Origin of the sequence: Nocardia sp. GCM10030253 (assembly GCF_042675075.1) — a bacterium.
Taxonomy (GTDB): domain Bacteria; phylum Actinomycetota; class Actinomycetes; order Mycobacteriales; family Mycobacteriaceae; genus Nocardia.
In genome coordinates this window covers 214,635-235,364 of the sequence record NZ_JBHTDL010000010.1, presented here as the reverse complement: position 1 = coordinate 235,364, position 20,730 = coordinate 214,635, and the positions used below count along the sequence as shown (strand labels likewise).

General features: G+C 65.8%; 18 protein-coding genes. 15 read left to right on the top strand and 3 right to left on the bottom strand.

Annotated features, from left to right (window positions below):
- Nucleotides 1-76: 76 nt before the first annotated feature.
- Entirely contained in the window at nt 77-1,318 is a 1,242-nt protein-coding gene (locus ACFQZZ_RS23760) for an aspartate aminotransferase family protein (RefSeq protein WP_378684721.1), read from the bottom strand.
- 205 nt (nt 1,319-1,523) lie between these two features.
- Here ACFQZZ_RS23760 and ACFQZZ_RS23755 point away from each other — a divergent pair, with 205 nt between their 5' ends.
- The 8 genes from ACFQZZ_RS23755 to ACFQZZ_RS23720 all read left to right on the top strand — a co-directional run bounded on the left by ACFQZZ_RS23755 (nt 1,524) and on the right by ACFQZZ_RS23720 (nt 12,102).
- Nucleotides 1,524-2,996 carry an NAD-dependent succinate-semialdehyde dehydrogenase gene (locus ACFQZZ_RS23755; RefSeq protein ID WP_378684719.1) on the top strand — a complete coding sequence of 491 codons (1,473 nt, stop codon included), beginning with the start codon at nt 1,524-1,526 and terminating at the stop codon, nt 2,994-2,996.
- A gap of 67 nt (nt 2,997-3,063) precedes the next feature.
- Nucleotides 3,064-4,149 (top strand): tartrate dehydrogenase, encoded by a 1,086-nt coding sequence (locus ACFQZZ_RS23750; RefSeq protein WP_378684716.1) that lies wholly within the window; start codon nt 3,064-3,066, stop codon nt 4,147-4,149.
- A gap of 335 nt (nt 4,150-4,484) precedes the next feature.
- Nucleotides 4,485-5,369 (top strand): ectoine/hydroxyectoine ABC transporter substrate-binding protein EhuB, encoded by an 885-nt coding sequence (gene ehuB, locus ACFQZZ_RS23745; RefSeq protein WP_378684714.1) that lies wholly within the window; start codon nt 4,485-4,487, stop codon nt 5,367-5,369.
- Nucleotides 5,370-5,373: 4 nt separating this feature from the next.
- Nucleotides 5,374-6,099 carry an amino acid ABC transporter permease gene (locus ACFQZZ_RS23740; RefSeq protein WP_378684711.1) on the top strand — a complete coding sequence of 242 codons (726 nt, stop codon included), beginning with the start codon at nt 5,374-5,376 and terminating at the stop codon, nt 6,097-6,099.
- Complete coding sequence (gene ehuD / locus ACFQZZ_RS23735) at nt 6,099-6,776, top strand: ectoine/hydroxyectoine ABC transporter permease subunit EhuD (protein ID WP_378684708.1); 678 nt, start codon at nt 6,099-6,101, stop codon at nt 6,774-6,776. Before ACFQZZ_RS23740 ends, ehuD begins: the two co-directional genes overlap by 1 nt.
- Before the next feature lie 55 nt (nt 6,777-6,831).
- Nucleotides 6,832-7,596 carry an ectoine/hydroxyectoine ABC transporter ATP-binding protein EhuA gene (gene ehuA, locus ACFQZZ_RS23730; protein ID WP_378685107.1) on the top strand — a complete coding sequence of 255 codons (765 nt, stop codon included), beginning with the start codon at nt 6,832-6,834 and terminating at the stop codon, nt 7,594-7,596.
- A 96-nt stretch (nt 7,597-7,692) separates the two neighbouring features.
- The gene (locus ACFQZZ_RS23725; RefSeq protein ID WP_378685104.1) at nt 7,693-9,192 is read left to right on the top strand and encodes an ATP-binding protein; all 1,500 of its coding nucleotides are present in this window, start codon (nt 7,693-7,695) and stop codon (nt 9,190-9,192) included.
- Nucleotides 9,193-10,518: 1,326 nt separating this feature from the next.
- The gene (locus tag ACFQZZ_RS23720) at nt 10,519-12,102 is read left to right on the top strand and encodes a serine hydrolase (RefSeq protein WP_378684705.1); all 1,584 of its coding nucleotides are present in this window, start codon (nt 10,519-10,521) and stop codon (nt 12,100-12,102) included.
- 456 nt (nt 12,103-12,558) lie between these two features.
- On the opposite strand, the gene ACFQZZ_RS23715 is transcribed toward ACFQZZ_RS23720, so the two are convergent.
- Nucleotides 12,559-12,972 (bottom strand): DUF5997 family protein, encoded by a 414-nt coding sequence (locus ACFQZZ_RS23715; protein WP_378684702.1) that lies wholly within the window; start codon nt 12,970-12,972, stop codon nt 12,559-12,561.
- Between the two features lie 264 nt (nt 12,973-13,236).
- Here ACFQZZ_RS23715 and ACFQZZ_RS23710 point away from each other — a divergent pair, with 264 nt between their 5' ends.
- The 4 genes from ACFQZZ_RS23710 to ACFQZZ_RS23695 all read left to right on the top strand — a co-directional run bounded on the left by ACFQZZ_RS23710 (nt 13,237) and on the right by ACFQZZ_RS23695 (nt 16,277).
- Nucleotides 13,237-14,166: a LysR family transcriptional regulator gene (locus ACFQZZ_RS23710; RefSeq protein WP_378684699.1), complete on the top strand. Its 930-nt coding sequence runs from the start codon at nt 13,237-13,239 to the stop codon at nt 14,164-14,166.
- Nucleotides 14,167-14,350: 184 nt separating this feature from the next.
- Nucleotides 14,351-15,106, top strand: a complete 756-nt coding sequence (locus ACFQZZ_RS23705) for a Mut7-C RNAse domain-containing protein (RefSeq protein WP_378684696.1) — start codon at nt 14,351-14,353, stop codon at nt 15,104-15,106.
- Nucleotides 15,107-15,438: 332 nt separating this feature from the next.
- On the top strand, nt 15,439-15,987 hold the full coding sequence (locus tag ACFQZZ_RS23700; protein WP_378684693.1) for an RNA polymerase sigma factor: 549 nt from the start codon (nt 15,439-15,441) through the stop codon (nt 15,985-15,987).
- Nucleotides 15,984-16,277, top strand: a complete 294-nt coding sequence (locus tag ACFQZZ_RS23695; RefSeq protein ID WP_378684691.1) for a hypothetical protein — start codon at nt 15,984-15,986, stop codon at nt 16,275-16,277. The genes ACFQZZ_RS23700 and ACFQZZ_RS23695 overlap by 4 nt, the downstream gene beginning before the upstream one ends.
- Before the next feature lie 127 nt (nt 16,278-16,404).
- On the opposite strand, the gene ACFQZZ_RS23690 is transcribed toward ACFQZZ_RS23695, so the two are convergent.
- Nucleotides 16,405-16,674 carry a DUF2631 domain-containing protein gene (locus ACFQZZ_RS23690; RefSeq protein ID WP_378684689.1) on the bottom strand — a complete coding sequence of 90 codons (270 nt, stop codon included), beginning with the start codon at nt 16,672-16,674 and terminating at the stop codon, nt 16,405-16,407.
- A 90-nt stretch (nt 16,675-16,764) separates the two neighbouring features.
- Here ACFQZZ_RS23690 and dxr point away from each other — a divergent pair, with 90 nt between their 5' ends.
- From dxr to ispG, 3 genes are all read left to right on the top strand, one after another.
- On the top strand, nt 16,765-17,904 hold the full coding sequence (dxr, locus tag ACFQZZ_RS23685; RefSeq protein WP_378684686.1) for a 1-deoxy-D-xylulose-5-phosphate reductoisomerase: 1,140 nt from the start codon (nt 16,765-16,767) through the stop codon (nt 17,902-17,904).
- A gap of 231 nt (nt 17,905-18,135) precedes the next feature.
- The gene (locus ACFQZZ_RS23680; RefSeq protein WP_378684683.1) at nt 18,136-19,338 is read left to right on the top strand and encodes a M50 family metallopeptidase; all 1,203 of its coding nucleotides are present in this window, start codon (nt 18,136-18,138) and stop codon (nt 19,336-19,338) included.
- 167 nt (nt 19,339-19,505) lie between these two features.
- On the top strand, nt 19,506-20,663 hold the full coding sequence (ispG, locus tag ACFQZZ_RS23675) for a flavodoxin-dependent (E)-4-hydroxy-3-methylbut-2-enyl-diphosphate synthase (protein WP_378684680.1): 1,158 nt from the start codon (nt 19,506-19,508) through the stop codon (nt 20,661-20,663).
- Nucleotides 20,664-20,730: the final 67 nt, after the last annotated feature.

The following is a 20,730-nucleotide window of genomic DNA, read 5'->3' as shown; positions in this document are numbered from 1 at the left end:
CCTGCAAGCAGTCGCTAGCTGATCCTTTCGAGCGACCTGCAAGCAGTCGCTAGCGGATGGTGCACATGCGGTCGGTTCACAGTTCGGCGAGAACTGCCGACCAGATCGCGAGCGCGTCGTCGATCTGAGTATCGGTCACGATCAGCGGCGGGATCATCCGCACCACGTTCATATGCGCACCGCAGGTGAGCAGCAGCAGCCCCTTCTCGACCGCCGACCGCTGGGCGGCGGTGGCGGTGGTGGGGTCGGGTTCGCCTGTCGCAGTGGTGAATTCGGTGCCAGCGAGCAGTCCGAGCCCACGCACATCACCGATCGCCTTGGTGGCGCTCTCCCGCAGGCCGGCCAGCAGCTGTGCGCCGCGCGCGGCGGCGTTGTCCACCAGCCGCTCCGATTCGATCACGTCGAGCGTGGCGATCGCTGCCGCGCAGGCCACGGCGTTGCCGCCGTAGGTTCCGCCTTGGGATCCCGGCCACGCCTCGGCCATCAGCTCGCGTGACGCCGCGATCCCCGACAGCGGGAACCCGCTGGCCAGTCCCTTCGCGATGGTGATGACATCGGGGCGGACCCCGAAGTGCTGATGCCCGAAGAACTTCCCGGTCCGGCCGAAACCGGTCTGGATCTCGTCGAAGACGAGCAGGATGCCGTGCCGATCCGCGCGTTCGCGCAGCCCGCGGAAGAACATGCTGTTGCCGGGGATGTATCCGCCCTCGCCCAGCATCGGCTCGACTACGAACGCGGCGGTCTCGGCGGGAGCGGTGACGGTGGCGAAAAGGTAGTCGAGCTCGCGCAGCGCGAAGGCGGTGGCCTCTTCTTCGGTCCAGCCGTAGCGGAACGCGGTGGGGAACGGCGCCACGTGCACGCCGGACATGAGCGGGCTGAACCCGGCGGAGAAGCGGGTGCCCGATGTCGTCATGGTCGCCGCGGCGACGGTGCGGCCGTGGAATCCGCCGTGGAAGACGATGATGTTCGGCCGTCCGGTCGCCTGGCGGGCCAGGCGCAGCGCGGCCTCGATCGCCTCGCTGCCGGAGTTGGCGAAGAAGAGCGTGTCCAGGCCGTCCGGCAGTACCGCGCCGAGCCGCTCGGTGAGCTCGAGCAGTGGCCGATGCATGACGGTGGTGTATTGGCCGTGGATCAGGCTGGCGACCTGGGCTTGGGCCGCCGCCACCACGTGCGGGTGGCAGTGCCCGGTGCTGGTCACGCCGATGCCCGCGGTGAAGTCGAGATAGCGGCGTCCGTCGGTGCCGTACAGGTAGCAGCCCGCGCCGTGGTCGACGGTGATCGGGGTGGCCTGCTTGAGGACGGGGGATAGCTCGGTCATGGTGATCCGCCTCCCGGGGCGTGGGTGGAGCGCGTATCCGCAGATTGTCTATTGTCGGATTGTCGACAATATGCATAACATGGGCGCGGGGGTCGCAGCAATGGGTGGCTGGCCTGTGCTCGGCCCGGCGCGGTCTGCGGGCGGACTCCGTCCGCGCGCTCCCATCAGACGGAGGCTGCGTCAGCGATGAAAGGGGCCCTGCGCCATGCTCACCGAGACCACCCTGACCGCGGCGGAACGTGCCGCGATCGACAGTGTGCCGACGGGTCTGTACATCGGCGGACAGTGGCGCGGTACCTCCGCCACGCTGCCGGTCACCGATCCGGCGACCGGGCAGCTGCTGTGCGAGGTGGCCGACGCCGATCCGGGTACCGGGCTGGACGCCCTGGCCGCGGCCGACCAGGCGCAGGCGGGGTGGGCGCGGACGCCGCCGCGGCAGCGCAGCGACATCCTCATGGACGCCCACCGGGCGCTACTCGCCGATACCGAACGACTCGCGTTGATCATGACCCTGGAAATGGGCAAGCCGTTGGCCGAGGCCCGCGGTGAAATCGCCTATGCGGCAGAGTTCTTCCGCTGGTTCGCCGAAGAAGCCGTCCGTCTCGACGGCGGATATCTCCCTGCTCCGGCGGGCGGATCGCGCTTTCTGGTGACCAGGCAGCCGGTCGGCCCCAGCCTGCTCATCACGCCGTGGAATTTCCCGCTGGCCATGGGCACCCGCAAGATCGGTCCGGCGCTGGCCGCAGGGTGCACCTGTGTGGTGAAACCCGCTGAGCAGACGCCACTCTCGATGCTGGCGCTCGCCGACATCCTGGCTCAGGCCGGCGTCCCCGCGGGTGTCGTGAATGTGATCACGACGTCCGAACCGGGTGCGGTGATGACGCCGCTCATTCTGGACAGCCGCTCCCGCAAGCTGTCGTTCACGGGTTCGACCGCCGTCGGCAAGATACTGCTCGAACAGTGCGCGCGGACCGTGATGCGCACCTCGATGGAGCTCGGCGGCAATGCGCCGTTCATCGTGTTCGACGACGCGGATCTCGACGAGGCCGTCGAGGGTGCGGTCGCGGCGAAGATGCGCAATATCGGGCAGGCGTGCACCGCCGCGAATCGAATCTTCGTGCAGCGCAACGTCGCCGAGGAGTTCGCCGCCCGGCTGGCGGCCCGGCTGGCGGCCCTGCCGATGGGTCGTGGCACCGAACCGGGAGTCGTCGTCGGTCCGCTCATCGACGCCGCGGCGGTGGCGAAGGTGGAGAGCCTGGTCGCTGATGCCGTCGGCCGCGGCGCCACTGTGGGCACCGGCGGTGCGGCGGTGGACGGGCCGGGGAACTTCTATCCCGCGACCGTGCTGACCGGTGTGCCGGACGAGGCCGAGATGTGCCACACCGAGATCTTCGGACCGGTCGCGGCGATCGGCACCTTCGACACCGAAGCCGAGGTCGTCGCGCGAGCCAACGACACGCCGTATGGATTGGTGGGTTACGTCTTCACCGAGAATCTGCGGCGCGGATTGCGGGTGTGCGAGGCACTGGAGACCGGCATGGTGGGCCTGAATCAAGGGGTCGTGTCGAATCCCGCCGCGCCGTTCGGAGGCGTGAAGGAATCCGGGCTCGGCAGGGAAGGCGGCCTGACCGGCATCGATGAGTTCCTGGAGACCAAGTACATAGGAGTGCGGTTGTGAGCGAGCGAACCGACGACACGGCGACGCCTGCCCGCGCAGCGGAGCCGAGCACCAGAGAGGCGGAGCTGTGAACACACATCGCATCGCGACCATTCCCGGCGACGGCATCGGCGTCGACGTGACCGCCGAGGCCGTCAGGGTGCTCGACGCGGTGCTGCCCGGGATCGAATGGACCGAATTCGACTGGTCGTGTGAGAACTACCTGCGCACCGGAGCGATGATGCCCGCCGACGCGCCCGAGCTCCTGGCCGAGTGCGACGCGATCCTGCTCGGTGCGGTCGGATTCCCCGGTGTCCCCGACCATGTGTCGTTGTGGGGGTTGCTGATTCCACTGCGCCGGGCCTTCGGCCAGTACGTCAACTTGCGTCCGGTCCGGCTGCTGCCCGGCACTGAATCGGCGTTGCGCGACCGCACCGCCGACGACCTGGACATCCTGATCGTGCGGGAGAACTCGGAGGGCGAATACTCCGCGATCGGCGGCATGCACAACCCCGGCCGCCCGGACGAATTCGTGCTGCAGGAATCGGTATTCACGCGGGTCGGTTGCGAACGGATCATCCGCTACGCCTTCGAACGGGCCACCGAACGCGACGGCCGGTTGTGCTCGGCCACCAAATCGAACGGCCTGCTCCACTCGATGCCCTACTGGGACAGCGTGTTCGAGCGAATCGCCGCGGAGTACCCGCAGGTGGCGACCCGGCAACTGCATGTCGACGCGCTGGCCGCCGAAATTGTGCTGCACCCCGATCGGCTGGATGTGATCGTCGGGTCGAATCTGTTCGGCGACATCCTGTCCGACCTCGCCGCCGCCGTGACCGGTGGGCTCGGCCTCGCCCCCTCGGGCAATATCAATCCCGACCGCACGGCGCCCTCCATGTTCGAGGCGGTGCACGGCAGTGCGCCCGATATTGCCGGGCAGGGGATAGCCAATCCGGTCGCGCAGATCCTTGCTGGAGCCATGCTGCTCGACCACCTCGGCGAGCACACCGCCGCCGCCGCGGTGGACCGCGCGGTCTGCGACGTTCTGCGCGAGGGTCGTGTCCGCACGCCCGACCTAGGCGGCACTGCGACGACCGGTGATCTCGGTAGCGCCATCGCGCGCCGGGCGGCCGAGTTGACGGCCGCAGGGCGCGAGGCGGTCGAGACGCATTGATCGCGACACAGCAGTCGGAATGTGGTCAGGGTGAGATGCGGTTCTTCGTTGCCGCGAAGCACCATGTCATCGCCGGGCGAAAGGACCAGCCGAAGCGTTGTGCCATTCGCGGTCAACAGCTCTCGGGATACACGCGCATGCACGAGTCCAACCTCTGGCAGCTTCCGATCGGCCTGGATTTCGGCGTCGGGGCGGCCTCTCCGAGTGCGCCGAGGGTATGTGGACGACCAGATTCGTCATGCGAGCGTAAAGAAGTCGACCTGACCATCGCAAAGTTCATTCGCCACCATAGGTCGACCCGCGGTCGATGCGGCCGATAGAAGGGAAGTCGGGTCATGAAGATCGAAATCGGGGGTGCGCGCGGGCGCTTGCGTCGCGCCATGGCCGCCGCGGCCGCGGCCGCCCTGTTGGTGGTGTCAGGCTGTGGGTTGGGCGGCGACGATGCGGCGGCGGTGACCTACGAGGACGCCAAGTCGTCGGGCAAGATCAAGGTCGGCTTCGCCAACGAAGCGCCGTGGGCGTTTCTCGGCGCGGACGGTCAGCTGACCGGATACGCGCCGACCGTGGCGCGCGCGGTGTTGAAACGACTCGGCATCAACGAGATCGAGGGCGTAGTCACCGATTTCGACGGACTGATCGATGGGGTCAGGGCGAAGAACTACGCGTTCGTCGCGGCCGGCATGTTCATCAACCCGAAGCGGTGCGAGAGTTCGGCGTTCGCCGTGCCCGATTACCAGGTGGGATCGGCATTCCTTGTGCCGGAAGGCAATCCACGCAAGATCACCCGCTTCGAGGACATCACGCGAGAGAACGTCAGGATCGCCACCCTGGGTGGTGCGGTCGAGAACGGCTACGCGCAATCCTCGGGTGTGCCGTCCCAGCTCGTCGAGCCGATGGCCAAGCAGGACGACATCCTGCGTGCGGTGCGCAACAAGGACGTCTACGGCGCCGCGATGCTCGATGTCACGGCTGCGTGGCTGGTGAAGAACAATCCGGACGCCGGGCTGGAGGTCGGTCCGTCCTTCCGATTCGGCAGCCGCCCGGACGTCGGCACCTTCAACTTCCGGATCGGCGACGACACGTTCCGTGAAGACTTCAACCGTGAGCTGCGCGCACTGCACGAAAGTGGCGAATGGTTGAAGCTGGTGGAGCCGTTCGGCCTGACCAAGGCGAACGAAGCGGACCCGGCAGCCACGGCCGAGCAGTACTGCACGGCTTGATCTCGTGTCGTCGAACTTTTCGATCTACCTCGAGCGGGTGCTCGAGGGTCTGCCTTTCACACTGTGGGCGGCGGTCGGCGGCATCACGCTGACCGTCCTGCTCTCCTTCGCTGCCGGGATCGGGATGCTGTCGCGCTCGCTGCCGGTGCGGTTCGTCACCCGCCTGTATGTCGAGGGGTTCCGGGGCAGCTCGGAAGTCGTGCAGCTGTTCTTCTTCGCCGTGGCGATACCGATCTTCTTCGGGGTATCGCTCGGGGCGACAGCGAAGGGACTGCTGGTGATCGGAATCATCGTGCTCGGCCTCAATCACGGTGCGTACGGCGCCGAGATCGTCAGGGGCGCTATCCGATCCGTGCCCAAGGCGCAGGTCGAGGCCGCGATCGCGGTGAATCTTTCACCGGCCCAACGCATGTGGCGGGTGATCCTGCCGCAGGCCGTCGTCGAGATGCTGCCGTCGTTCAACAACCTATTCATCCAGCTCGTGAAAGCGACTGCGCTACTGAGCTTCATCGCGGTGCCGGAGGTGTTCAAGAAGGCCGATGAACTGCGTGCGGTGCCCGCGTTCTCCCGTGAGCTCGGCCTGATCTATGCGATCCAGCTGGTCGTGTACCTCCTCATCGCCGTGGCTGTCACGCTGATCATGCGGGTGCTGGAGCGACTGGCGGCACGGCGGGTCGGCCGGCGACCCAAGCGCGCGAGCATCCGACTGTCGGCGCAGGTGGGGATCTGATGGAGAAATGGCGGTGGGACCGCTTCTTCGATGCCTTACCCTTCATCTGGGACGGGCTGCTCGTCACGATCCAATACACCCTGCTCGGTTCCCTTGTCGCGTATGCGCTCGGTCTGGTTTTCGCCGTCATCCGGCGTCTGCGAATTCCGGTCGTCGACCAAGTGTTGTGGGCGTTCATCGAATTCGTCCGCAGCACACCGCTATTGGTGCAAATCTTCGTGCTCTACTGGGTGGTGCGACCGGAGTTGCTCGGCGGGCTGTCCGTCGACGCCCAACGTCTGGTGGTGGGTGTGACCGCGCTCGGCGTGCACTATGCCTGCTACACCTCGGAGGTATTCCGCGCGGGTATCGACGCGGTGCCCGCGGCGCAATGGGAGGCGGCCACGGCGTTGAACCTGCCGCGCACGCGTACCTGGACCGACGTGATCCTGCCGCAGGCAGTGCCCCGGGTACTGCCCGCACTGGGCAACTACACGATCGCCATGTTCAAAGAAGTGCCGCTGCTGTCCTCGATCGTCATCCTCGACATGGTCTATCAGGTCAAAACCGAGTACGCGGCGGACACCGGTGGCGCAGGACCCGAGGCATGGTTCGCGGCCGGTCTGACCTTCCTCGCGCTGAGCTATCCGTGCTCGATCCTGGTACGAAAGTTGGAACGACGTGTCGAAAAGGTCTGAACCGATGATCGTGAGCTCGCCCGATCGCGCGGCCGGCGCCGAGCCCGATTCCCCGATGATCCGGTTCACCGGTGTGGAGAAGCGCTACGGCGCCACCGTGTGCCTGGACAAACTCGACTTCTCCATCGCGCCAGGAGAATTCGTCACCTTGATCGGGCCGTCCGGCTCCGGCAAAACAACAATTCTGCGATCGGTGATGACGCTCGAGCAGATAGACGCGGGCACCATCGAGGTCGCCGGAGAATATCTGAGTCACCGGCAGCGGGGTGACAAGCTGGTGCCAGCCGACGAGGCGCATCTGCGCCGAATGCGCCGCAAGATCGGCATGGTGTTCCAGCAGTTCAATCTATTTCCGAACATGACCGTGCTGCGCAACGTCACCGAAGGACCGATACGTGGTCTCGGGAAGACGAAGGATGCGGCCGAAGAGCGGGCGCGGGAGTTGCTCGAGCTGGTCGGGCTGACCGACAAGATCGACGCCCGCCCCGCACACCTGTCCGGTGGCCAGCAACAGCGGGTCGCCATCGCCAGGGCGCTGGCCATGGATCCGGAAGTGCTGCTGCTGGACGAGGTGACCTCGGCGCTGGACCCGGAGTTGGTGACCGGGGTACTACACCTCTTGGCGGACATCGCGGCCGACACCGAGATCACCTTCCTCTGTGTCACCCACGAAATGCGTTTCGCCCGAAGGGTTTCGGATCGCGTGATGATGTTCGATGCCGGTCGGGTCCTCGAGGACGGCGACCCGGAGAAGATTTTCACCGATCCCGAGCACGACCGGACCCGCGAATTCTTGCGGGCGGTGCTGGACGGTCACTGACCAATGGCTCGGCCGACGTCGACAGGACCGCGCTACTGCTGCTCCCGATCATTAGGAGTACGCTCCTTAGGGGTGTAGTCCTAATAGTTGACGGAGGTGTCGAAGCGGGTGGTGGCGACGAAGCCGGAGCATTTGTTCGATCGGGCTGTCGAGTGGGACGGTCTGGTGTCGTTTGCGTCGCGGCGGGCTCGGACTGCGCAGCTCGGCATCGTGAGTGGTCGTCGGCGGATGGGCAAGACGTATCTGTTGCGTGCGCTGGTCGAGCGGTGCGGCGGCTTCTATTTCGGAGCGACGACTGCCACCGGCGCGGAGTCATTGCGGCAGTTCGGTGCTGCGGTCGCCGAGTTCACCGGTGCCGAGGTACCGATCTCGTTCGGCAACTGGGATCACGCGATGGCCTACCTGTTCGGGCTGGCGGCCCGCGATCGAGCGGACGCACCGATGTTGGTGGTGATCGATGAGTTCCCGTACTTGGTGAAGGCGGTGCCCGAGTTGCCGTCATTGGTGCAGCGAGAGGTCGACCGGTATCAGACCGAGTCGAGTGGGATCCGGATGCTGCTGTGTGGGTCGGCGATGTCGGTGATGGGCGGGCTGCTGGCCAGCAACGCGCCACTGCGCGGGCGAGCGCAGTTGGAATTGGTGGTTCGGCCGTTCGGATATCGCGACGCCGCGGAGTTCTGGGATGTGGCGGCCGATCCGGCGTTGGCGGTAAGGCTGTATGCGGTGCTGGGCGGAACTCCGGCATACCGACGGCAGTTTCTGGCCGACGATGTACCCGCCACGCTCGACGATTTCGATCCGTGGATGTGCCGCACGGTGTTGTCGCCACTGAGTCCGTTGTTCCGAGAAGCACGGTACTTGCTGGCCGAAGAGGCCGAGATTCGAGACACCGCCCTGTATCACTCGGTACTGGCCGCCGTGGCGCAGGGAAACAACACTCGCGGTGGAATCGCCGGCTATATCGGCCGCAAGTCAGTGGACATCTCTCATCCGTTGACGGTGTTGGAGGACTGCCATTTGCTGGCCCGAGAACAGGACGTGTTCCGGGCGGGCAAGTCCGTCTACCGCATCACCGAGCCGCTGATCACGTTCTACGAGGCCGTCATGCGCCCGGCATGGGCGCGCCTGGAAAGCGGTCAGGCACAACAGGTCTGGGCACGATCGAAGGAGCGGTTCGCGGCCCAGGTCGCCGGTCCGCACTTCGAGGCGATGTGCCGGGAGTTCATGCTGGGCGATGGCATCGAGATGCTGGGGCCGGATGCGGAATTCGGCGATGTCGGCTGTGGCGTTGTCACCGACCCGGTCGCCCGGAAGCAGGTCCAGATCGATGTCGCGGTCACCCACTCGGGGGACGGCGGTCGAAAGGCGGCGGTGTCACTGATCGGCGAGGCGAAATGGGGAGTGACCATGGGCGTCAATCACCTGGATCGGCTCGACCGGGCGCGAGAGTTGTTGGCGGGCAGCGGTTGGGACGTATCGAATTGCCGCCTGGCGTGTTTCAGCGGTGCCGGGTTCAGCGATGCGCTGCGGCAGCGTGCCGACAAGGACCCGAACGTGCTGCTTGTCGGGCTCGCCGAGCTGTACGGCCGACAGTAGTGCGGGGCGGATCTGCCGATTTTTGTCCATCGCGCAGCATCATTCGATCAGGTCTGCCGCAGCACCTTACTGGCCCCGACGGCTTCGGCTTCGTAATCGGCTAAGGCGCCAACTGCTACGGGCGTTCCGAGTGGCCGCCGACATCGGCGTATACCAATGTACGTTTGAGTGCCATATGAGGATCGTGGCATGTGCAGGCGGTCCCTGCTCGCGGGACTCGACGGCCAGGAATCGCCGCCGTCTAGGCACTAGGATCGCCGGATGAGCGTCGAGGAGCTGCGTCACCCGGCAATGGAAATGGGCAGTCGGCGCGTAACTGTCCGGAGTCCGGTTCGGCAGCTCTCACCTGCGTTGGCCCCTCTATGGCTGGCGCTGTATGAAAGATTCTCGGTGGGGCGGGCGGTGCAGCGCGTGCGGGTAGGACCGCTGGACGCCGAGCAGCAAGGCGCAATCGCGGATCTGTTCGGCGCTGTGCGACTGCCGGGCGAATATGCCACCGTCTCTCTGACCGACCTTGATGCCGTACTCAACAGCTGCTCAGGCGTCTCGGTCTCGAGTCGGCGGAGAGGAATGAGGCAGAGGCGGGGTTGATCGACGCCGTTGCTTCGGTGGCGGAATTGGGGACAGGAATACCGATCACTCGGTCGCTTCGGCTCGCGCTAGTTCCTTTGCGCCGGTACTCGGGAACCCTGGAGAGTCTGCATCAGAAGTTCCTCTACCGCGAGTTCGTTCGTGGCCTGTGAGGCGGTGGCTGCCCGTCGACGACCTCCATCGAGATCGGTCCACTGATCTGGCGACGCGAGGGGCTTGGCCGGCCCGCAAGCGATGCGGCAAGCGCTGGTGTCCGTTCCAGGTGTTCCGTTCGATATCGCTACCTGATGTGGGCATTTCTAATCTTCTGGTATCGCCAGTGGCAAGGCGGCGCTGAATGCGCAAGCTGACGCGGAAGGGTGGTCCAAGAACGACGTCACCCGAGACGCCGTCCGGGCCTATCTGATGCGGCATCGTCGGTGGCAGACTCCGCTGCTCACCGACGAGGAGACCTTCGATTTCGGTGGGCCGATCGGTTAGGACGATATTCGCAATGCGACGAACCGTCCCGCAGGTGGTCTTAGGGACCCTTCGGGAGATGATCCGTGTGTCCCGGCGGGTGCGCTCGAATAGCTGGACACAGAGGTGTCGGGACCGCTACTCGACTGAGTCGCCGCGAAGTCTTGTGGACATAGACGGGGACAGGGGTTCGCATCCGTGAATTTGCTGAAGGAATGCTGCAACCTCCTGTGAACGACTCACATCGGTCGCTATCACGGGCTACCGTCAGGATCCATGACGCGTTGTGGACGCTGGTTCGGAGCGATCATCCTTCCCGCTGTCGCGCTGCTTGTGAGCTGCAGCTCGTCGGCCACCGACGGGGCGGGTAGCGCCACGACTACGACGGTGGATCTCGCTCCCAACCAGGTTGTCGGTCTCGCGCTGCCCGACCGTGCGGTGGAGATTGCGGTAGAGAAACTGGATGGCTTGGTCGAGTCGTTGATGGCTGATACCAGGATTCCGGGTATGGCGGTCGCCGTCGTGCACGGCGGGAAGACGGTATACAGCAAAGGTTTCGGTTTTCGTGAAGTTGGCCGCGACGATAAAGTGGATTCCGACACGGTGTTTCAGCTTGCTTCGGTTTCCAAGTCGCTCGCGGCGACTGTGGTTGCGCACCAAGTCGGGGCGGGGTCGGTGAGTTGGGATATGCCGGTGGTGTCGAAGATGCCTTGGTTCGCGCTGCGCGAACCGTATGTCACGGCGAACGTCACGGTCGGAGACCTGTTTGCGCATCGCAGTGGGCTGCCCGAGCATGCGGGCGATCGGTTGGAGGATGTGGGTTACGACCGCAGGCAAGTGCTCGATAAGTTGCGGATGCTCCCGCTCGATCCGTTCCGAGACACGTACCACTACACCAACTTCGGTCTGACCGCTGCGGCTGAGGCGGTTGCTGATGCCGCCGGCGCCGAGTGGGCACAGCTATCTGCTGACACTCTCTACACACCGCTCGGAATGAGCTCCACCAGTTCACGATTCGACGACTACCGGGCCAGGTCGAATCGGGCGGTCGGGCATATGTCGGTCGATGGGAGCTGGGTTGCGCAAGCCGTGCGAAATCCGGATGCGCAGGCGCCCGCGGGTGGGGCCAGTTCGTCTGTGCGGGATATGGCGCAGTGGCTTGCCATGATGCTCGGTAACGGTGAGGTCGGGGGAAAGGCGATCGCGCCGGAGGCGGCGTTGTTGCCTGCGATCACGCCACAGGTGATCTCGGGACCGGCGTCCGCCCCGGATGCGCGGGCCGGTTTCTACGGGTATGGGTTCAATGTGTCGACGACCTCGGCCGGTCGCGTGACTTACAGTCACTCGGGCGCTTTCGCGTTGGGGGCGGCTACCAACTTTTTGGTCATACCATCGGCCGATGTGGCAATTGTCGCGCTGACCAACGCCGCACCCATCGGGGTTCCGGAGACACTGACCGCCGAGTTCGCCGACATCCTGCAGTACGGCAAGGTGCGCGAAGACTGGCGTGCGCTCTACCGAAAAGTGTTCGCGGGTATGGATAAGCCCGAGGGTGAGCTCGTCGGCAAACAACCACCGTCTAATCCGGCAGCGCCACAATCACTTACGTCGTACACAGGGACGTATTCGAATGACTACTGGGGACCGGTCACGGTGTCGGATACCGGCGGCACGCTGGTGCTCGCGATCGGTCCCGCCGGACAGACATATCCGTTGAAGCACTGGGACGGAGATATTTTCACCTTCGAGCTGAGCGACGAGAACGCCCCGCCGGGAACCATCTCCAAAGCATCGTTTACGGCCGACACGCTCACGCTCGAGTACTTCGATGAAGACGGACTCGGAACGTTCAAGCGATAGTCGTTGGCGTCCAAGTGATTCCGTTCGATCCGATCGGCAGAGGTCGGGTCGACTTCACTGCAACGCCGGAGGACTGGACGGACTACCGGCGTGATTGGTGCTGACGGACAGAGGTCCGCTGAGCGGTCGGCGCGCGAGCCCTGGCGGTTGCGAACGTCTCCCGATCCATTCGTCGGTTAGGTGCCAGGGCCAGCTCGTGGCAACTACTTGCGGTAGGAAACTCGGCTACAGGCGACCGTACTTTAGTTTGTACGGTTCAACCTCGAATAAGCGTGGTCTTGTTGTAGTTTCTCGCGGCTCGCGGCTCGCGGCTCGCGGCTCGCGGCTCGCGGCTCGCGGCTCGCGGCTCGTCGTGTTCCAGTGTGGCTGGCGTCGTTGCGCTTCACACAGCGTCGATCGAACGAACGAGCTATCAAGAAGTCCGCAGCACCCGACCGGCTCGGCTGGCCGACGGCTCTAGCGGTAATTCTTCGCAGGCCGGTTCGACGCCGCTCGCCGCTCGGCCTGCTGCTCCTTGATGCGCTCGTTCTCCTTCAGCACCGCGGCGTAGCTTTCGCGCTCGCGGATCAACCACTCCGGCGGGTCCGCGAGTAGAGCGGTGATCTGCTCGGTGGTGAGGGAGTCGGAGACGTCGGCGCGGGCCAGGCCGGTGTTGGAGACGCCGAGTTTGCGGGCTACCACGTCGCGCGGGAAGGGGCCGGTGCGGCGGAGTTCGGTCAGCCATTCCGGGGGATTGGTGCGGAGCTCTTCGAGGTCGGCACGTGAGATCGGCGAGTTCCGGAATTCTTCGGGCGCCGCCGGAAGGTAGATGCCGAGCTTGTTCGCCGCGGTCAGCGGCTTCATGGTCTGCGGTTTCTTGTCCGGGCTCACCGATACATCCTAATGGGCGCTGCTGGACACAATCCGCCGGGAGTCCGCGTCGGGCTGGGTGTCGGCGAGGCCATCGCCTCTGAGTGCTGCCGGACGTAGCCGACATCGAGTCCGCGCCGGGTGCCGCAGAGGTGTGGCAGCCGCCGGTGTACGCCCGCTGGGCGCGATCCGTCCGAAGCCTGTGCCGAGCCGAGCGAAGGCGCGGTAGCCGTGTATCTGCCCCGCCCTCTGGTCTTGACCAGGCCGGGCAATACCCTTGATCGAATGAGCCGGTTCGAGTCCATCGACGTGGCGCGGCTGCGCTGGTTTGTCGCGGTTGCCGAGGAGCTGCACTTCGCGCGGGCGGCGAAGTCGCTGAATATCGCGCGTCAGAAGTTGAGCCAGACGGTCATTGATCTGGAGAACGAGCTCGGGACGAAATTGTTCGTGCCGGGCGCGCAACCGACACAGCTGACTGACGACGGGCACGAGCTGTTGCGGGAGGCGCGCGAGCTGATCGCCCGCGACGACGAGCGTTCCGCCGAGCCAGCCGCTGCTGATACGCCCACGCTGCGTGTCGGTTTCGTCCCTGGCGTCACCGTGTCCAAATGGACTCGGATCTGGGGTGAGCGGTTCCCCGGTACTCCGCTCGAAGTGGTCGCGATCGCGGCGGCCGATCAGTCGGCGGCATTGCGTGACGGTCGCGTTGATCTCTGCTTCGTTCGCCTGCCCTTCGACCGGGACGGCATGAGCGCGATCCCGCTCTACCGTGAGCTACCCGTCGCCGTGGTGCCGAAGGATCATCCACTCTCGGTGTTCGAGCAGGTGAGTATGGCGGACCTGGCCGATGAGCGGCAGCAGGATGCCACCGATATCGATGCGGCCGCGGGCACCATCGAACTCGTCGCGGCAGCCGGCGGATTCGCCATCGTCCCGCACTCGATCGCCCGCCTGCACGCCCGCCGCGATCTCGTCTACCGGACGGTCACCGGTGTCCCGGACACCGAGATCGTGTTGGCCTGGCCCACCGACAAGACGACCGAGTTGGTCGAAGAGTTCGTCGGTGTCGTACGCGGCCGCTCGGAACGCAGCTCGCGATCACCCGCCGCGCACAGTAAGCCCGCACAGCAGCCCAAGAAGACCCCGCCCAAACGGGCTAGTGGTGGGCGCCCCAGCGCTTCCAAGAAGAAACCGGCGAAGCGTCGTGGGCGCTGATCCGCGGCAGCGGCTCCGGGGCGGCGATTGTTGATCCGGACATCGCGTCGAAGCGAAACTCGAAGGTGGGGTCGAGCGGGCTCGGGTGATGGTCGACGACATAGGCGAGCCGCCCGCGCTCGCGCTTCGCTCGAGACCTGACGCGTGCAACCGCGATTGCTGGTCCGGGGATCACAATGGTCGTATGACCGCCAGTGTCGAACTGCGCGCGTACGCCGAGCTGAACGACTTCCTGCACCCGGACGTGCGGTACACGGTGCACCTCCGGCCGATCCGCCCACATCAGACCGTGAAAGACGTCGTCGAGGCCGCCGGTATCCCGCACACTGAGGTCGACCTGATGCTGGTGAACGGTGAATCCGTCGACTTCGGACACCACCCACAACCGGGCGATCGGCTCGCGGTCTACCCGATGTTCGAGACGCTGGATATCGGGCCGCTGTCCCGCGTGCGTCCCCGTCCGCTGCGCGATCCGCGCTTCATCGTCGACGTCAACCTCGGCGGGCTCGCTCGGCTCATGCGACTGATGGGACTCGACACCCGCTGCGAGTGGGATGCCGACGATGCTGCCCTGGCCGAGGCAGCCGCCGCCGAGCATCGGGTCCTGCTCACCCGCGACCATGGACTTCTCAAGCGACGCAACGTGACCCACGGCATGTTCGTGCGTTCGGACCGGCCGTTCGAGCAGATCGTCGAGGTGATCCGTCGGCTCGACCTGTCCGATCGGCTGGTGCCGTTCAGTCGCTGCCTGCGCTGCGGCGGCATCGTCACCGAAGTGGCCAAGCAGGACATCGTCGATCGGCTCGAGCCACTCACCCGCCGCTACTACGACACCTTCCGGCAGTGCCCGGATTGCGGCCGGATCTACTGGGAGGGTTCGCATCAACAGCGACTCGACGACCTTGTCGCCCGGATCCGCGCCGCAATCAGGCCGCCTTAGCGATGCGCCTGTGCCGCTCGTCGGCTGCGGGCGCCCGCGGGACCGGCGAGCGGTCCAGAATCACTGAGCAATCCGGCGGGCACGCCCGGCGCCCGCGACTGAGCAATCCAGCGGTCCAGATTTACATGGAAAGTGGGCCAGATCCACGATTCGGTCGGCGTTGACAGCCGCGAATCCTTTCGGAGGGCTGGTGCCTCTCATACTTGTGTCGGCAACACCGTCGGCACGAGATCGGGAGGTCGTCATGATTATTGCCGCGATTGTTGTTGGTGTGCTTGCGGTCTGTGCGTGCAGTGTCGCCGTGCTGCGTCGGCGGGGGCGGGGGCGTTCCCGTGGCTGAGGTGCGCTGGCCCGATGAGCATCTGGTCACGGCCGCGCAGTCGGGTGATACCGAGTCGATTGCCGCCTTGGTGTCGGGGGCGCATCCGCATGTCCGCCGGTTCGCCTACTCGCTGTGCGCTACACCGGAGGACGCCGAGGATGCCGCGCAGGAAGCGCTGATCATCCTGTATCGCAAGATCGGGACATTGCGCGCGTCAGGAGCGTTGGCGTCGTGGATGTTTCGTATCGTCCGCAACGAATGCCTGCGTCAGTTGCGGCTGATGGCGCGCCGCAGCGAACCGGTATTCGACGAGGGCACGGTGTCGGCGGAGGACGCGGCGATGCATCGTCTGGAAGCCGAGCGAGTCGCCGCGGCCATCGCCGCGCTGCCAGGTGATCAACGGCGAGTGCTGATCATGCGCGATGTTCAGGGCTACAGCGGCCGCATGGTCGCCGATCTGCTCGGGCTCAGCACCGCGGCGATGAAATCGCGGCTGCACCGCGCCAGGTCCGCGGTGCATGACACATTGCAGGATCCGATGTTCGGAGGCCGAGCATGAGCGGCGAGCTGAGCTTTGCCAGCAGGTCATTGCCTCGCCACTTGGCGCGTGGCGCAATGGGATTCGGCGCTTTGATCGGTTCGGTGGTTTTGCTGCCGCTGACAGGACCGATCAGCCTGCTGCTGGCACCGGTCGGCTTGATTGCGTTGCGTGGTTGCCCTACCTGCTGGGCGATCGGGTTGGCTCAAACCATCTCGATGGGCCGTCTGGAACGGTCCTGTGTCGACGGCACCTGCCAGCTGACGGTCTCGGCTTCACCGGCGCGCGGCGAGGGTCCTTTATCGACGTGATCAGCTGGACCCGGCGCGGTCTAACCGCGTCGGGCAGCAGGCGGCCGGTACCGAGACCGTGGAGGTTCTTCATCGCCCAGACACCTGCGGCGTGCCGGAACTCGGCACAATCGGCCTCGGCGCGGAACTACCGCGGCTTGCGACGCAGGACGGAGTCGCGGATGAGGATGCCGACGATCGCGGCGGCGAAGCCGACGAGGAAGACGTCTTCGACCCGGCCCTTGTGGTTGCCGATGATCATGGCCAACAGGATGAACGCGACGATCCATCCCGCGACACGGAAGGTCCGGCGCGATTCACCGCTCCAACCCCACGCGGCGGACGGAACCTCGGCGGTGTCCACATGGGTGAGGACGCCGCTGTCACTGTGGGTGGTTTCGAGTTCCGTGGCGGCCACGATCGCTCCTCAGCTGGTGGGTCGAGTACTTATCGATATCGTGGCATACGACCGGTCGTCGTAGCCAGCAGGCCCTGCCACAATGGGGCCGTGTCCGACATTGTGAGAGTCCTACTGCTCGGCAGCACCGGTTCCATCGGAACCCAAGCGCTCGAGGTGATCGCGGCCAACCCCGACAAGTTCGAGGTGGTCGGCCTCGCCGCCCGTGGTGGCAACACCGCGTTGCTCGCCGCGCAGATGGCCGCGACCGGTACTCGCAATGTCGCCGTCGCCGATCCCGCCGCGGCACAGCGGCTCGACCTCACCCTCGGCGGTCCGGGTGCGGTGACCGAACTGGTGCGCCGCACCGAGGCCGACGTGGTGCTCAACGCACTGGTCGGCTCGCTCGGCCTGGAGCCGACCCTGGCCACGCTGCAGTCGGGCACCAGGCTGGCGCTGGCGAACAAGGAGTCGCTGGTCGCGGGTGGCTCGCTGGTGACGCGTGCCGCGGCCCCCGGCCAGATCGTTCCGGTCGATTCGGAGCATTCGGCGCTCGCGCAGTGCCTGCGCGGCGGTCGGGCCGATGAGGTCGATCGCCTGGTGTTGACCGCGTCCGGCGGCCCGTTCCGCGGCTGGACCGCCGAAATGCTGGAATCGGTGAATCCTGCCGAGGCCAAAGCGCATCCGACCTGGTCGATGGGTTTGATGAACACGTTGAATTCGGCGTCGCTGGTGAACAAGGGTCTCGAATTGATCGAAACCCATCTGCTGTTCGGCATCGCCTACGACCGCATAGATGTCACCGTGCACCCGCAGTCGATCGTGCATTCCATGGTCACCTTCACCGACGGATCCACCCTGGCCCAGGCCAGTCCGCCGGATATGAAGCTGCCCATCGCGCTGGCGCTCGGCTGGCCGGATCGGGTGCCGGGCGCCGCCGCGGCCTGCGATTTCAGTACCGCCTCGACCTGGGAGTTCGAGCCGGTCGACAACGCGGTGTTCCCCGCGGTGGAGCTGGCCAGGCAGGCCGGTATGGCGGGCGGCAGCGTCACCGCGGTCTACAACGCGGCCAATGAGATTGCGGTGCAAGCCTTCCTGGACGGTGCCATTCGGTTCCCCGACATCGTGCGTACCGTCGCGCGCGCGGTCGAAGCCGCCGAGCAGTGGCGCGCCGAACCCGAAACGCTGCAGGAGGTGCTGGCCGCCGACACCTGGGCGCGCGAGTACGCCAGCGCGCTCGTCCACGGCTGATCCGCACGTTCGACGCCGGACAGTTCCAAGAGCTCGCGGAAGCCAGGTTCGAAGGGATCGGGCGCGCCGCTGGACGGCGGCCTGGCAGACTGAGCCGCGAGGGTCGGTCGGCATCCGGTTACTGTGGTCGGGGTGCTCGCGGCCAAGACCGGACGCGTGCGTGCGGGTACTCGCGGCTGCGGTCGCATTTCATCGAGGCGAGCTGCGAAATGCAGGAGGGCTGTAAACCACATGGTGTTCGCGTTGGGGTTCGTGCTGTTCGCCCTCTGCATCACGATATCGGTCGCGCTGCACGAATGCGGGCATATGTGGGCCGCGCAGGCGACCGGCATGAAGGTGCGTCGCTACTACGTCGGCTTCGGCCCGAAGATCTTCTCCTTCCAGCGCGGTGAGACCGAGTACGGCCTCAAGGCACTGCCGCTCGGTGGCTTCTGCGATATCGCGGGCATGACCGCGCTGGACGAACTGGCGCCGGAGGATCTCGACCGGGCGATGTACCGGCAGGCCACCTGGAAGCGTCTGGTGGTGATGACCGGCGGCATCGCGATGAACTTCTTGCTCGGCTTCATCCTGGTGGTCATCCTTGCCATCGGCTGGGGTCTGCCGCGCTTCGATCAGCCGCCTGCCACCGCGATCGGCAAGATGAGCTGTGTCGCGCAGCAGAATGTGGACGGGACGCTGCAGGCATGCAGTGGCACCGGCCCGGCACAGCAGGCCGGCCTGCAGACCGGTGACGTGGTGACCGCGGTCAACGGGGTGAAGGTGAAGACCTGGCCGGAGTTCCAGGCCGAAACCCAGAAGCAGAACGGTCCGTTCGCCTACACCGTCGAGCGCGACGGGAAGACCCTGACCATTCCGGTGAACCCGGAGCGGGTGATGCGCTATCCGGCCGACGGTGGGCCCGGCCGTGAGGTCAGCGCCGTCGGCGTCGGCTCCGAGTACTACGAACCCGTCAAATACAACGTGCTGGCGGCGCTTCCGGCCGCGGGCGCGTTCACCGGCGACATGTTTGTGCGCACGTTCCAGTCGCTGGCGCAGATGCCGCAGAAGGTGACGGCGCTGTGGAGCGCGGTGACCGGCGGCGAGCGCGACCCGGAAACCCCCGTCAGCGTCTACGGGGCGAGCAAGATCGGCGGCGAGACCGCCGAGCGCGGACTCTGGGGCGTGTTCATCCTGGTGCTGGCCAGCCTGAACTTCTTCCTCGGCGCGTTCAATATCCTGCCGCTGCTGCCGCTGGACGGTGGCCATATCGCCGTCGTGCTGTACGAAAAGCTCCGCAACGTCCTGCGCGGCTGGAAGGGCCTCGCGCCCGGCGCCCCGGTCGATTACATGAAGTTGTTACCGGTGACCTATGTCGCGGTGGTGATCGGTGGCGCGTACATGGTGCTCACGCTGGCCGCCGACATCATCAACCCGATCAAGCTGTTCCCCTGACGTTCGACTCGCCGACCCACTTCAGCTGTTCGTCTCGACGAGGTACCCTGTCGCGGGCACTGGGGGACAGCAACATGTCATGGTCGTCACAGGGTGAGCGGCTGCCGCGCGACTAAGCTCGGTAAGCGAACGGCTCACCAAGAACGTACGAAAGTAGGCAGCCGAAAGTGAGCAGCACAATCGGATTGGGGATGCCGGCCGCACCCGCGGCCGTCCTCGCGCCACGTCGCAAGACCCGCCAGCTGATGGTTGGTGGCGTCGGCGTCGGCAGCGATCATCCGATCTCGGTGCAGTCGATGACCACCACCAAGACCCATGACATCAACGCGACCCTCCAGCAGATCGCGGAACTGACTGCCTCGGGCTGCGACATCGTGCGCGTAGCCTGTCCGCGTCAGGAAGACGCCGACGCGCTGGCCATCATCGCGCGCAAGAGCCAGATCCCGGTCATCGCCGATATCCACTTCCAGCCCCGCTACATCTTCGCCGCGATCGACGCCGGTTGCGCCGCGGTGCGCGTCAACCCCGGCAACATCAAGGAGTTCGACGGCCGGGTCGGCGAGGTCGCGAAAGCCGCTGGCGCCGCGGGTATTCCGATCCGCATCGGCGTGAACGCCGGTTCGCTGGACAAGCGGATGCTCGAGAAGTACGGCAAGGCAACCCCGGAGGCGCTGGTCGAGTCGGCGCTGTGGGAGGCAGGCCTGTTCGAGGAGCACGGCTTCGGCGATATCAAGATCTCGGTCAAGCACAACGACCCGGTGATCATGGTCGAGGCCTACCGGCAGCTGGCTGCGCAATCGGACTACCCGCTGCACCTCGGTGTGACCGAGGCGGGCCCGGCATTCCAGGGCACCATCAAATCGGCGGTGGCATTCGGTGCGCTGCTGTCGGAGGGCATCGGTGACACGATCCGGGTGTCGCTGTCCGCGCCCCCCGCGGAAGAGGTCAAGGTCGGCGGGCAGATCCTGCAGTCGCTGAACCTGCGCCCGCGCAAGCTGGAGATCGTGTCCTGCCCGTCCTGCGGCCGCGCGCAGGTGGACGTGTACACCCTGGCCAACGAGGTGTCCGCCGGGCTGGAGGGCATGGAGGTGCCGCTGCGGGTCGCCGTCATGGGCTGCGTCGTGAATGGTCCCGGTGAGGCCCGCGAGGCCGACCTCGGTGTCGCGTCCGGCAACGGCAGGGGCCAGATCTTCGTCAAGGGTGAGGTCATCAAGACGGTGCCGGAGGCGCTGATCGTGGAGACGCTGATCGAGGAGGCCTTGCGACTGGCCGAGCAAATGGGCGAGGACGCGGGTGCGGGGGAACCGGTCGTCACCGTCGGTTAGCCGCCACATGCTGCGCCACTACGGCATTGCTATTCGGCATCGGCTTACCACATCTGCGTGATTCGTG

What these genes read in the sequence shown, in the direction of transcription:
- ACFQZZ_RS23760 (WP_378684721.1), bottom strand. Translation starts at nt 1,318, where the DNA reads ATGACCGAGCTATCCCCCGTCCTCAAGCAGGCCACCCCGATCACCGTC.
- ACFQZZ_RS23720 (WP_378684705.1), top strand. Translation starts at nt 10,519, where the DNA reads ATGACGCGTTGTGGACGCTGGTTCGGAGCGATCATCCTTCCCGCTGTC.
- ACFQZZ_RS23695 (WP_378684691.1), top strand. Translation starts at nt 15,984, where the DNA reads ATGAGCGGCGAGCTGAGCTTTGCCAGCAGGTCATTGCCTCGCCACTTG.
- ACFQZZ_RS23680 (WP_378684683.1), top strand. Translation starts at nt 18,136, where the DNA reads ATGGTGTTCGCGTTGGGGTTCGTGCTGTTCGCCCTCTGCATCACGATA.
- ACFQZZ_RS23710 (WP_378684699.1), top strand. Translation starts at nt 13,237, where the DNA reads ATGAGCCGGTTCGAGTCCATCGACGTGGCGCGGCTGCGCTGGTTTGTC.
- ehuA (WP_378685107.1), top strand. Translation starts at nt 6,832, where the DNA reads ATGATCCGGTTCACCGGTGTGGAGAAGCGCTACGGCGCCACCGTGTGC.
- ACFQZZ_RS23705 (WP_378684696.1), top strand. Translation starts at nt 14,351, where the DNA reads ATGACCGCCAGTGTCGAACTGCGCGCGTACGCCGAGCTGAACGACTTC.
- ehuD (WP_378684708.1), top strand. Translation starts at nt 6,099, where the DNA reads ATGGAGAAATGGCGGTGGGACCGCTTCTTCGATGCCTTACCCTTCATC.
- ehuB (WP_378684714.1), top strand. Translation starts at nt 4,485, where the DNA reads ATGAAGATCGAAATCGGGGGTGCGCGCGGGCGCTTGCGTCGCGCCATG.
- ACFQZZ_RS23755 (WP_378684719.1), top strand. Translation starts at nt 1,524, where the DNA reads ATGCTCACCGAGACCACCCTGACCGCGGCGGAACGTGCCGCGATCGAC.